Annotated in this window: 14 protein-coding genes; 12 read left to right on the top strand and 2 right to left on the bottom strand. The window is 63.1% G+C overall.

All coding sequences use genetic code 11. The annotated features are described in order from the left end of the window. The first annotated feature begins 5 nt into the window (after positions 1 to 5). The 6 genes from LMTR3_RS34340 to LMTR3_RS34320 all read left to right on the top strand — a co-directional run bounded on the left by LMTR3_RS34340 (position 6) and on the right by LMTR3_RS34320 (position 4,763). On the top strand, positions 6 to 1,313 hold the full coding sequence (locus tag LMTR3_RS34340) for a hypothetical protein (protein ID WP_245320129.1): 1,308 nt from the start codon (positions 6 to 8) through the stop codon (positions 1,311 to 1,313). A gap of 22 nt (positions 1,314 to 1,335) precedes the next feature. Further along, on the top strand, positions 1,336 to 1,845 hold the full coding sequence (locus LMTR3_RS34335) for a DUF2249 domain-containing protein (protein WP_065749390.1): 510 nt from the start codon (positions 1,336 to 1,338) through the stop codon (positions 1,843 to 1,845). Beyond that, a complete protein-coding gene (locus tag LMTR3_RS34330; protein WP_065749389.1) occupies positions 1,842 to 2,156 on the top strand; it encodes a metal-sulfur cluster assembly factor in 315 nt (104 codons plus the stop codon). Before LMTR3_RS34335 ends, LMTR3_RS34330 begins: the two co-directional genes overlap by 4 nt. Before the next feature lie 15 nt (positions 2,157 to 2,171). Continuing rightward, complete coding sequence (ccoG, locus tag LMTR3_RS39705) at positions 2,172 to 3,095, top strand: cytochrome c oxidase accessory protein CcoG (RefSeq protein ID WP_245320127.1); 924 nt, start codon at positions 2,172 to 2,174, stop codon at positions 3,093 to 3,095. Further along, a complete protein-coding gene (locus LMTR3_RS39700; RefSeq protein WP_245320151.1) occupies positions 3,095 to 3,598 on the top strand; it encodes a FixG Ig-like domain-containing protein in 504 nt (167 codons plus the stop codon). The genes ccoG and LMTR3_RS39700 overlap by 1 nt, the downstream gene beginning before the upstream one ends. 319 nt (positions 3,599 to 3,917) lie before the next feature. Next, positions 3,918 to 4,763 (top strand): copper chaperone PCu(A)C, encoded by an 846-nt coding sequence (locus LMTR3_RS34320; RefSeq protein WP_065749388.1) that lies wholly within the window; start codon positions 3,918 to 3,920, stop codon positions 4,761 to 4,763. A gap of 45 nt (positions 4,764 to 4,808) precedes the next feature. Here the strand turns inward: LMTR3_RS34320 and LMTR3_RS38830 are convergent, their stop codons facing one another. After that, positions 4,809 to 4,964: a hypothetical protein gene (locus tag LMTR3_RS38830; protein ID WP_176722056.1), complete on the bottom strand. Its 156-nt coding sequence runs from the start codon at positions 4,962 to 4,964 to the stop codon at positions 4,809 to 4,811. Between the two features lie 169 nt (positions 4,965 to 5,133). On the opposite strand from LMTR3_RS38830, the gene LMTR3_RS34315 reads away from it, so the two are divergent. From LMTR3_RS34315 to LMTR3_RS34290, 6 genes are all read left to right on the top strand, one after another. Further along, a complete protein-coding gene (locus tag LMTR3_RS34315) occupies positions 5,134 to 5,709 on the top strand; it encodes a cytochrome c oxidase subunit 3 family protein (RefSeq protein WP_065749387.1) in 576 nt (191 codons plus the stop codon). Positions 5,710 to 5,712: 3 nt separating this feature from the next. Further along, positions 5,713 to 5,985: a cytochrome C oxidase subunit IV family protein gene (locus LMTR3_RS34310; protein ID WP_065749386.1), complete on the top strand. Its 273-nt coding sequence runs from the start codon at positions 5,713 to 5,715 to the stop codon at positions 5,983 to 5,985. Positions 5,986 to 6,108: 123 nt separating this feature from the next. Beyond that, positions 6,109 to 6,561, top strand: a complete 453-nt coding sequence (locus tag LMTR3_RS34305) for a c-type cytochrome (RefSeq protein ID WP_065749385.1) — start codon at positions 6,109 to 6,111, stop codon at positions 6,559 to 6,561. A 37-nt stretch (positions 6,562 to 6,598) separates the two neighbouring features. Next, entirely contained in the window at positions 6,599 to 7,945 is a 1,347-nt protein-coding gene (locus LMTR3_RS34300; protein WP_065749384.1) for a cbb3-type cytochrome c oxidase subunit I, read from the top strand. Between the two features lie 60 nt (positions 7,946 to 8,005). After that, positions 8,006 to 8,815, top strand: a complete 810-nt coding sequence (locus LMTR3_RS34295; RefSeq protein ID WP_065749383.1) for a CbbQ/NirQ/NorQ/GpvN family protein — start codon at positions 8,006 to 8,008, stop codon at positions 8,813 to 8,815. 3 nt (positions 8,816 to 8,818) lie between these two features. After that, positions 8,819 to 10,732, top strand: a complete 1,914-nt coding sequence (locus tag LMTR3_RS34290) for a nitric oxide reductase activation protein NorD (RefSeq protein WP_065749382.1) — start codon at positions 8,819 to 8,821, stop codon at positions 10,730 to 10,732. A gap of 143 nt (positions 10,733 to 10,875) precedes the next feature. On the opposite strand, the gene LMTR3_RS38255 is transcribed toward LMTR3_RS34290, so the two are convergent. Further along, positions 10,876 to 11,061: a hypothetical protein gene (locus LMTR3_RS38255; protein WP_141686959.1), complete on the bottom strand. Its 186-nt coding sequence runs from the start codon at positions 11,059 to 11,061 to the stop codon at positions 10,876 to 10,878. Positions 11,062 to 11,807 lie beyond the last annotated feature (746 nt).

The raw sequence follows: 11,807 nt of genomic DNA, 5'->3' as shown, positions 1-11,807 counted from the left end.
GGACGATGAGCTACTTCGCGGCGGCGCTCGCGTGGTTGTTCGTCGCTCTGGCGCTGATGGTCGCGGGCCTCGGCTTTCCAGCGGTGCATCTTGCATCGCCCGATACCCTCGTCCTGGTGCACGTGGTCTGTATCGGCTGGCTCAGCCTGGCGATGTGCGGCGCGCTATTCCAGTTCGTGCCGGTGCTCGTCGCAAGGCCGCTGTTTTCCGAGAAGTGGGCGTTGCCGGCGCTTGGACTGTTGACCGCTGGTCTCGTCTCACTGCTCGCCGGCTTCCTGGGATTGGGCGGCCGACTTCCTGCCTGGCTCTGGCTGCTTCCACTCGGGGCGATCCTGCTCGCTGGCGGATTCGGCCTGGTCGTCGTCGATCTCGGCATGACGGCATGGTTGCGGCCGGTGGGGCCCGCACGTTTTGTCCTGGTCGGGTTGGCTTCGCTCTGTGCCACGGTCGCCTTCGGCGCGATGTTTGCGTTTACGCATGCGGGGTGGGCGGGATCGATCGGGGAAACGATCCTCGCAAATGGAGTTCCGTTGCACGCGATCGCCGGTCTTGGCGGCTGGCTCACCTTGACGGCCATGGGGGTGAGCTATCGGTTGCTATCCATGTTCATGCTCTCGCCCGATGTCGACGACCGGAAGAGCAACATGACGCTGGCGGCCGGCGCACTTGCCATCGCCGTCGCGGTGGTTGGCGGAATTGTCGCCATCTGGCTCGTGTCCGGATTGAATGTCGTGTTGTCGATCGCAGCCGTTCTCGGCCTAGCGACGGCCGCTCTGTATGGACGCGACCTGATCGGGATCTTCAGCGGCCGCAAGCGGCGGCAGCTCGAACTCAACACCCGGATGGCGGTGCTTTCCTTCGTCAGTCTCGCGGCGGCGGCCTTCCTCGGTGTGGTGCTCGTCCTGACCGGCGCTTTCGCCGCGCATGTCGGCGCATTCACCTTTCTCGCCGTCTTCGGTTGGCTGTCCGGTCTGGTTCTCGCCAAGCTCTACAAGATCGTGGCGTTCCTGACCTGGCTCGAGGCTTACGGTCCTGTGATGGGACGGACGCCGACCCCGCGCGTTCAGGATCTTGTCGCGGAGGCGAGGGCATCGAAATGGTTCGTGATCTACTACGTGGCCGTCTGGTTCGGAACCCTGACGCTGGTGGCCGGCCAACCGTCGGCATTCCGGGCGGCGGCGGCGATGATGACCATCGGCCTCGCCGGTATCGTCCGCGAAGTGATCCGCACACGGCGCCTTGCAGACGTTGCGGGTTCGCTGCGCCTTCCGAACGGCGCCTGCACGCCGTGTCTGCTGTGTGCCAGGGCCTGAAGATGAAAGGAAAGGAAGAAGCATGACCGACTACATCGATGTCGACGTCCGTCCGATCCTGCGCGCAGGTGGCGAGCCGTTCTCGGTCATCATGTCCGCGCTCGATCGCCTCGAGCCAGGGCAGGGGCTCCGCCTCTACGCCACGTTCAAACCCGTTCCGTTGTTCGCCGTTATGGCGGACAGGGGATTTGCGCATTCCGCGCAGGCGCTCGATGCCGGCGAATGGGAGGTGCTGTTCACCCCAACGGCACCGGCAACGAAACAGAGCGCGCCTGCTTCCGGCACTTCGGACTTCGACAATTGGCCGGAGCCGGTCGTCACGCTCGACAATCGTGACCTCGATCCGCCCGAGCCGATGGTTCGGATCCTCGCGGCTGCCGAGAAACTGGGGCCGGGTGAAACGCTTTCGGCGCTGCTGCGGCGCGAGCCCGTCTTCCTGTTCCCGCAACTCGAGAAGCGTGGATATCACTGGTTGGGTGGGTTCTCGCCGGACGGTGCAACTTACGAACTGACCGTCAGGGCGCCGTCATGACGAACCAGGTCATCGACCGTATCAGGGACGCGCTGCGCGTCGTGATCGATCCCGAGCTTGGTTACAACATCATCGATCTCGGCTTCGTCTACGACATATCGGTGATTGATGGCGCCGTTCGCATCGTCATGACCGCGACCACCCCGGGATGCCCCGCAATCCGCTTTCTGGAGGAAGGCGTTGCGAACGCGGCTGCGCGGGTACCGGGCGTCCGCTCCGTCGACATTGTGATGACGTTCGATCCGCCCTGGACGCCTTCCCGCATCGAGCCGGAGGTCCGGGCCTCGCTCGGCTTTGCCGCCGTCAACTGAGGCTGGAACGGCGGAATGGCGCTTACCATCGAGATCGATCATGCGAAGACGCGTGCCAAGGCCGCCGCAGCGGCAGGTCAACCGGTCATGCCCCAGGCCGTCAAGGGACGGATCCGGCGGATCAAGTGGATCATCCTGCTGCTGACACTCTCGATCTACTACGTCACGCCTCTTCTTCGTTGGGACCGGGGTCCCAATGCGCCGGATCAGGCAGTTCTGCTCGATTTCGCCCACGGACGGCTCTACTTCTTCTTCATCGAGATCTGGCCACAAGATCTCTATCTGGTCACAGGGCTCCTCGTTCTTGCTTCGACCATTCTGGTCCTCACCAACGCACTGGCGGGAAGATTGTGGTGCGGCTTTGCCTGCCCGCAAACGGTCTGGACCGACCTGTTTCTGCTCGTCGAAAGACTGATCGAGGGAGACAGGCGCCAGCGTCTGAAGAACGTGAACGCTCCTCTTGACGCCAAGCGGACGATACAGATCGTCGTGAAACATTCCGCCTGGCTCCTGATCTCGCTGGCTACCGGCGGCACGCTGATCTTCTACTTCACCGACGCGCCGGAACTGCTGCGAAGCTTCGCGCGCGCCGACGTTTCGGCCAACGCGCTTGGCTGGATCGTCGTCTTCGCCGGCACCACCTACGGCCTGGCCGGTTTTGCGCGCGAACAGGTCTGCACCTTCATGTGCCCGTGGCCGCGCCTTCAAGGCGCGATCTGGGACCCGGAGGCATTCACCGTCAATTACCGGGACTACCGCGGTGAGCAACGGACGTCGGCCAAGAAGGCGGACGAACTTCGCCTGCAGGGCAAGCCGGCGGGAGACTGCGTCGACTGCAATCAATGCGTCGCGGTGTGTCCGATCGGTATCGACATACGCGAAGGACCGAACTTCGCCTGCATCAATTGCGGACTGTGCGTGGATGCCTGCGACCCGTGATGTCGAAGCTTGGCCGCCCGCGCGGGCTGATCGACTATGAAAGCTGGAACAATATCGAACGCGGCCGCCGTGCTGAGCCGCCGGTCTCCCGTCTGGTGCGCCCGAAGACCATCGGCCTGACGGCAGCCTGTGTCGTGTTGACGGCTACGATCGTCTTTTCCTTCATGGCCAGGACCAACGCCACGCTTTCGGTCCAGCACGATCGCGATCCCCTGGCTGTCCGGCTGTCGGACGGATCGGTGCGCAACGCCTATACTGTCAAGCTCTTGAACAAGTCATCGGTTGCTCACTCCTACACACTTTCGGTCAGCGGCGTGGACGCCCAGATGGCCATCATCGGCAACGAGAGCCTGGCTGCGATCGAGGTGCCTCCCGACGGCTCCGAAGCCGTCCGCGTCACGCTCACCGCAGCGACTCCTCGGAAGGCCGACGTCGTGTTCACCGCGCGCGACGAAAGCGGCACCACGGTTCTTTCCGCGAAAGACAGGTTCGTCGAACGCTGAAGCGCCGCCTATTCCTACTGCGTCATAAGTCCCTCATGGTGAGGAGCGCCAACGGGTCCGCGCGAAGCGCGGCCCGATGACAGGCTCCGCGCGTCCCGAACCATGAGGCCCCGTCTGTGGCCTACATCCTTCGAGACGCCCGCTTCTCGCGGGCTCCTCAGGATGAGGGGTTTGAGCCGTTATGAAGCACAGTAGAACTATGCGCGAAAATCGTAGACGGCTAGCTGCTCCGATCGTCGTCAGTTTGCGCTTTATCAAGGTCGGGGAGGCTGCCATCTGCAACATTCCGAACTAAGCCCGGCCCGTCGGAGGTTTAGCCATGCTCTACCGGTTCAACAAATTCATGCTGATCGCCACCGCCCTGGCGGCGCTCGCCGGCTCCTCGCCGGCGCTCGCCCACGACATCACCGTGAGAGAGGCCTGGAGCCGCGCCACGCCGAAAGGTGCGAAAGTCGCGGGCGGGTACCTCACCATCGAGAACCGGGGGGTGGAGCCTGACCGGCTGCTTTCGGCGTCGAGCGCTGCGGCCGCCAAGGTCGAGATTCACCAGATGAGCATGCAGGATGGCATCATGACGATGCGGCCTCTCGACGACGGTCTGGCGATTCCGGCGGATGCGACGGTGACGCTCGTGCCGGGAGGGGACCACATCATGTTCATTGGGCTGATCGCGCCGTTCGAGGAGGACCAACGGATTGCAGTCTCGCTGAATTTCGAGCGCGCCGGCAAGATCGATGCGAGCTTCGAGGTCGGCGGCGTCGGCGCCAAAGGGCCAAGATTGCAAATTGCTTCGACGGAACCTGCCGCGGCAGCGGCGTCTCCAGCACCGGTCGCGTCAACCGAGGAGCCCTTCTTCACCCACATCTGCGGAACGCGCGTGATGGCCAACGTCACCGTCTCGCCGGGCCGCAGCGGTCCGATTGAGGTCCTGGTGCAGATTGAGGATGGCGACGAGAAGCCTCTCGCGGTCGATGGGCTTTCCGTGACCCTGTCCAATCCCGACAAGGGAATCGCTCCCGTGACCGCGAAGGCCGAGCGCGTGACGGCCGATAGCTGGCGCGTCCGCATGACGGCCGCCGCAGGCGGGAAGTGGTCGCTGTCGCTTGGCATCGACTTGGCGAAGGACGACCGCGTCGACATCGCTGCCCCGATACTCATCGAATGATAGCGGTGACGACGGGTATTGTGCAGTCGGACTCGCCTGACCGCTCTACTGCGTTGTGAATAGCACCGCGGCGATGGCGATTGACAGTCCGATGGCGGATACGGTCGCCGTGGTGGACAGGACGCCCATTGTCCTCAGTGCACCGGCGAAGGCGATGATGATGGGTGTGGCGGTAAGCAGGCCTAGTTGTGCGTCGCTCATGGCTCTTCCGTCCTCATTGCTTCAAGGCTCGCCGTATCTAGCGGCTTCGACTGGCCATTGACATTGCGCTTCAGCAAGCAGCGACACGATAGATGCGACCGCCGTCGTGTTTGCTCGGCGACAAAGACCCTTTTCCTTCGCGGATGATAGGCGTCGACCGGGAGATCGGATGTCGATAGCGGATTGCGAGCGCGAGGAATCGGGATGGGGTGTCTTTGAAGGGCTCCCGGGGGACCCGATGATGTGGGTGCTCGTTCTCAGCGAACTCGTTGCCTTCGGTTTGTTCCTCGGCGCATTCATCGTCGCCCGCGCGGTCAGGCCCGCGATATTTGCGTCGGGACAGACCGCGCTCGACCTGACGCTTGCCGGATGCAACACGATTGTCCTGGTGACCAGCGGTTGGGCCGCGGCGAAAGGCGCAGCATCGGCGCGGGCTGACGAAGGCTCTCGTGCGCGACTTTGGCTGGTTCTCGCCATGGCGCTTGGCGGCGCCTTCGTGGCGATCAAGCTCGTCGAGTATGCGCACGAGATTGGCACCGGTATCGGCCTCGAGACGAGTGTGTTCTTCACGTTGTATTTCCTCCTGACCGGCTTTCACCTTCTGCACGTCTGCCTCGGGATCGTCATTCTTGCGGTCGTCTGCCGCCGCGCCGATCCCGCTCATGTGGAGACCGGGACAGTCTTCTGGCACATGGTCGATCTGGTCTGGATCGTGATGTTTCCGATCGTCTATCTGGTGCGCTGAAGCATGCGTTACTCGCCGGACCGTCTGGATATCACGTTGATGGCGCTGATTGCGCTTGCTTTCGCGACCATGGCGCTCACCGGCATTCCCCGAAATCCGGTGCTAGCCGACGGCACCGTTCTCGCCCTTGCCGCAATCAAGGGCCGCAGGATCCTGCTCGATTACCTCGACTTGCGGTCTGCGCCGGCGTTCTGGCGCGGACTTGCGACCACATGGCTGATGCTCATCGTCGGTTTCGCCTGGGCCGTGTCCGCCGTCTCGGTCCTGCTGTCCTGACCGTAGAATCCCGGAGAACCATCCGGGATCGTCGAGAACCTTGATCCGGCACAAAGAGCGTCGGCCGCTGGTGAATAGATTGCCGCGACCGCAACTACACACACGAATCGGAAAGGATCCGTAATGGCTGAACGCCTTACCAAATCGGCGGCCCGTAACGTCTTCTACGGCGGATCGGCCTTTTTCTTCGCGATCTTCCTCGGGCTGACGGCGCACAGCCACTACTACATGGTGACCACATCGACGGACGCGAAGACGCTGACCGACTCGGTGGAGCGCGGCAAGCACGTCTGGGAGAAGCACTCATGCATCAACTGCCACACCTTGCTGGGCGAAGGCGCGTACTTCGCTCCTGAGGTTGGCAACGTCTGGGATCGCTGGGGCGGCAACGAGGATCCCGCCACCGCCAAGGAAATCCTGAAGTCGTGGATGCAGGCGCAACCGTCTGGTGCGCCGGGCCGCCGGCAGATGCCGCAGTTCAACCTCACCGACCAGGAACTCAACGACCTTGCCGATTTCCTGCAGTGGACCAACAGCATCAAGACCCAGAACTGGCCGCCGAACAAGGCCGGCTGAGCATCCCACCCCGACAGCCCGTTTTAGGAACCTCACGATGAAATACGAAACCCAGAAAGTCGCGATGCTGTACTTCTACGGCGCGCTGACGCTTTTTCTTGCGCAGGTGCTCTTCGGCGTTTTGGCCGGCACCATCTACGTCCTCCCCAACACGTTGTCCGGTCTGCTACCGTTCAACATCGTCAGGATGATACATACCAATGCGTTGATCGTCTGGTCGCTGATCGGCTTCATGGGCGCGACCTATTATCTTCTGCCGGAGGAGACCGAGACCGAGTTGTTCAGCCCGCTGCTTGCGAAGATCCAGTTCTGGATGTTCTTCGGCGCTGCCGGCGTCGCCGTGATCGGCTACCTCTTCCAGTACCACGAGGGCCGCGAATTCCTCGAGCAGCCGTTCGCGATCAAGATCGGGATCGTCGTCGTCTGTCTCATGTTCCTCTTCAACGTAACGATGACGGCGTTGAAAGGAAGGAAGACCACGGTCACCAACATCCTGCTGTTCGGTCTTTGGGGCGTCGCGATCTTCTTCCTGTTCGCGTTCTACAATCCGGCGAACCTGGCCCTCGACAAGATGTACTGGTGGTACGTCGTGCACCTGTGGGTCGAAGGCGTCTGGGAGCTCATCATGGCCTCCGTGCTGGCCTTCCTGATGATCAAGCTCAACGGAGTCGATCGCGAGGTGGTCGAGAAGTGGCTCTACGTCATCATTGGCCTTGCGCTGTTCTCCGGCATCCTGGGCACCGGCCATCACTTCTACTGGATCGGCGCGCCCGGCTACTGGCAGTGGATCGGCTCGCTGTTCTCGACGCTCGAGGTAGCGCCGTTCTTCACAATGGTCATCTTCACCGTGCAGATGACCTGGAAGGCGGGCCGCAAGCATCCGAACCGGGCAGCGCTTCTGTGGTCGGTCGGCTGCTCCGTGATGGCATTCCTCGGCGCCGGCGTGTGGGGCTTCCTGCACACCCTGTCCTCGGTGAACTACTACACGCACGGCACCCAGGTGACGGCGGCGCACGGACATCTCGCCTTCTTCGGGGCCTACGTGATGCTGAATCTCGCCGTCATGGCCTACGCAATCCCGCAACTGCGCCAGCGCGCGCCGTACAATCAATGGCTCAGCATGGCAAGCTTCTGGATCATGTGCACGGCCATGATGACGATGACCTTCGCGCTGACCTTTGCCGGGGTGGTCCAGGTTCATCTGCAGCGCGTGCTCGGCCAGAACTTCATGGAAGTGCAGGACCAGCTTGCGATGTTCTACTGGGTCCGACTCGGTTCCGGCGTCTTCGTGCTGATCTCGGCGCTGATGTTCGTGTGGGCGGTTCTGGTGCCGGGCCGCGAACGGCAGACGGTCGCGACGGGCGCGCTGCAGCCGGCCGAATAGGCGTCAAGCGGCCGGTCTTCATTGCGGGCCGGCCGCCGCTTCAATGCTGGAGAATTTGACATGAAGGCCGTACTTCACGCCGTCGGAGCGCCACCCGAGCTTCCGGCCTACGTCCCGAGCGGCAACGAGTGCACGCTGTTCGAACACGCCTGGCGGCGTCGCCTGCCGGTTCTGCTGAAAGGGCCGACCGGCTGCGGAAAGACCCGCTTCGTCGCCCACATGGCGGCGCGGCTCGCTTTGCCGCTGCACACCGTCGCCTGTCACGACGACCTCACGGCGGCCGATCTCACCGGACGCTATCTGCTCAAGGGCGGAGACACGGTTTGGGCCGACGGTCCGCTGACTCGCGCCGTCCGGGAAGGCGGCATCTGCTATCTCGATGAGGTCGTGGAAGCGCGCAAGGATGTGACGGTGGTGCTGCACCCGCTGACGGACGATCGCCGCATCCTGCCGCTCGAGCGCACGGGCGAGGAACTGGTCGCGCCGCCGGGCTTCATGTTGGTCGTGTCTTACAATCCCGGTTACCAAAGCCTCCTGAAGGCCTTGAAACCGTCGACACGCCAGCGCTTCGTTGCGATCGAATTCGGCTTCCTGCCGGCTGAGCAGGAGGTCCAGGTGGTCGCCGCCGAGAGCGGACTTGCGCCCGACCGCGTGCGTCCGCTGGTGGCACTTGCGGGCCGGCTGCGCGCGCTGAAGGGACAGGACCTCGAGGAAGGGGTATCGACGCGCCTGATCGTCTACTGCGCGATGCTGATTTCTGCCGGCATTCCGCTCCTGGATGCCGTGCTTGCCGGCATGATCGAGCCGCTCACGGACGATGCCGACGTCAAGTCCGCGCTGCTCGACGTGGCCCGCGCCGTGATTGGATGAGGCATGCTCGACTTCCTCGAACTTGAGGAAACGGTTGGCCGCGCCTGGCATCGACTGGTGGGGGCCACGGCGAGTTATCCCGTTCATCCCGATGAGGCCGCCACGCTTGCGGAAGTGCAGGGGCAGATCGCGATCATGTTCCGCGCGCTGGGCGGCGAGGCGGGCGTTCAGGTCGCGGGCGCCAAATCGCGAAAATCCGGTCACCGGCTGGGCTGGCGGCAGCGCATCGGGCTTGGCGACGAGAGCATCGACCATCCCGGCCGCGACGGGGCAACTGTTTTCCTGCCCGACCGGATCGCGCTGTTTCCAGACCGCAAGCTCAACGCCATGCTCTATCGCTGGCTGGCGGCGTGGTTCGCCACGGCGCCGGTTGCGATGACCGATGAGATCGACCCATTGCGGCGCGATCTCGTGACCTTGCGGCGCGCCCGCGAGACGGTAGGAAAAGTCCAGGCGCTATTCCCCGGCTTGGTGCGTCCCTATGAGCGGCTGGCTGCGGCCACGGCGCAAGCGCGCCCGCAGAGACTTCTGCCACGGGCCGAGCAGGAAGTGGAACGGATCGTGCTGGCGTTGCTCGGTGCCGGTGCGCCTCTGGCAGGCCGGCTGTGGCCGGCGGTGACCGGCGGCGGTGACCTGCCGGCGAAAGCGCCGCCCGGATACCGGCCAATGCTGCCGTGTCCGCTGTGGGGCGATTGCTGGACACGCGAGGCCGTTGCGGCCGAGGGTGGCGATGACGACGCGCCTGTGCCGGGCGACCAGGCTGATATGCCTGACACGCGTAAGCGCCGGGCCGTCCGCGAAGCCAGTGACGGCGACAAGCGCGATCCGTTCATCCTGAACCGTTTCGAGAAGATACTCGCAATGGCGGAGATGGTGAACGTCGATCGTCCGTCCGACGACAGCGAGGACGAGGACGCGCGCAAGGCAGCCGACGACCTCGACGAACTCGCGATCGGCCGCCGCAGCGGCAAGCCGGCGACCAAGCTGAAATTCGACCTGGACCTGCCGCCGGAAGCCGTCGATGCCACACGGCTGAACAGCGGTCGTCTTTATCCGGAATGGGATTACCGAGCCGGCACTTATCTGCCGGATCATTGCCGGGTGTTGACGGGGCAGGCTTCGGAAACAGGAGAAAGCTGGAACCCGGACGCGGACGTCCTCAAGCACGTCCGTCATGTGCGGCGGCGCTTCGAGGCGCTGCGGCCGCGGCACGAAGTGACGCGCGGCCAGGCCGACGGGTTCGATCTGGATCTCGACGCGCTCGTCCGCGCTAGATGCGATCTGCGGGCCGGCAGCGGCGCGCTCGATCGGGTCCACCTGGCCATGCGGCCGCAAGGGCATGATCTCGCCGCCACGCTGTTGGTCGACGTTTCGCTCTCCACGGACGCGTGGGTCGATGGCCACCGTGTTCTCGATGTGGAAAAGGAAGCGCTGCTCGTCCTCGCGCATGGGCTATCCGCCTGTGGCGACCATCACAGCATCCTGACCTTTACATCGCGGCGGCGCTCCTGGGTGCGTGTCGAGACGGTCAAGTCGTTCGAGGAGCCGATGGGAGTTGCCGTCGAGCGGCGTATCGGAGCGCTTAAGCCGGGCTACTACACGCGGATCGGCGCGGCGGTGCGCCATGCCGCTGCCGAACTCGCCCGTCAACCCCAGCGCAAGAAGCTGCTGTTGGTGCTGACCGATGGAAAGCCCAACGACGTCGATCATTATGAAGGCCGCTTTGCGGTCGAAGATACCCGCAAGGCCGTGCGGGAGGCCCGACGTTCCGGAGTTGCGGTGTTCGGCGTCACGGTCGACGCAAACGCCCAGTCCTACTTTCCCACCTTGTTCGGGCGCGGCGGCTACGCCATCGTCGGCAACATCCGCCGATTGCCGGCGGCGCTGCCATCGATCTATCGGCAGCTTGCCCGTTGATGCTCGACCGCCTATTTCAGACTTCCGCAGCGGGCTGCCGCAGGCGGTCAAAGGACGGCGCGGACCCTCACGTGCCAACGGCCGCGGCGATCAACGCAAGTACAAGCATCCAAAGGTTGAGCTACGGTGAGCGCAAGCCTGATTCAGACGCGCAGCTCATTGCTGACGGGAGGCAGGACGGCTGCTGGATGGACCGGCTCTTGGCCGCGCTTTGCCGCCTCCGCTGATCGCACCATTTCTCTGAGTTTCTGAACTTCAGCCATTCGGTTGTGAAGATCGGTCGAGATTTGCAAAAGACGATGTGTCCGTACTTCAACCGGCTGTTTCATGTTCTACCCCTACGCCCGCACACACCTGACAATATCAGGCTATTCTTTACTTCGTCGTGACAGTCTGTATTCAGGTTCACATAAGGCGGAAAATACTCGGAGATCTCGTCGCCTCCGGACAAGAATGCGCCCGCTGCTCTGTCAAAAAAACCGCCGGTATCAAAATACTTGTCCGGCTGCATCTTCGTCCTAAATTGAACCGATTAAATCCCCCGCGGCACCCAAACAGCAGAAGCCGTGCCAGTCGCCGGTGTTCACAGCACAACTGCGGAGCGCCGGCATGAACGGCGCGCCGCGCTAATGGCGGAGGCCGAATTAGGCGTCAGCGTGAAGCCGAATGGGCGGCTTCAGTGCCCCAGGCGGACTATGGGGCCGTATGCGACGCAACCGCAGCCGACCGGGCGCCGGAGCGGAGGCCTTCGAATGACCATGGCGTAGTGCGGTCTATGTAGCATTACGCCCCGGCATTAGTAGCAGGATGGGTGCGCAGGACGCTGGCCGCTTGCTTCGCTGTACTATTCGTGCTGCCGACCGATTGCTGCGGCCAACCCTAAGTTTGCGAGGCAGCGATCTTTTCAAAGGAAAGAGCAAGCCGGCGACCTCCGCTCGCAAGCGAATTAGCTCTTCATATTGTGCTCTTAGATCACTATTTTGACAAAGTAACTCTATGTCGCGGCTGCGCTTTGGCATAACTCAACCCCTACATAACTAAAAAACAAAATGCACCAATAACTAAACACAATTCT

The sequence above is a fragment of the Bradyrhizobium sp. LMTR 3 genome (assembly GCF_001693485.1).
In the GTDB taxonomy this organism is placed as follows: Bacteria; Pseudomonadota; Alphaproteobacteria; order Rhizobiales; family Xanthobacteraceae; genus Bradyrhizobium.
Note: the sequence above shows the minus strand (reverse complement) of the source record. Positions and strands in the feature narration are given on the sequence as shown.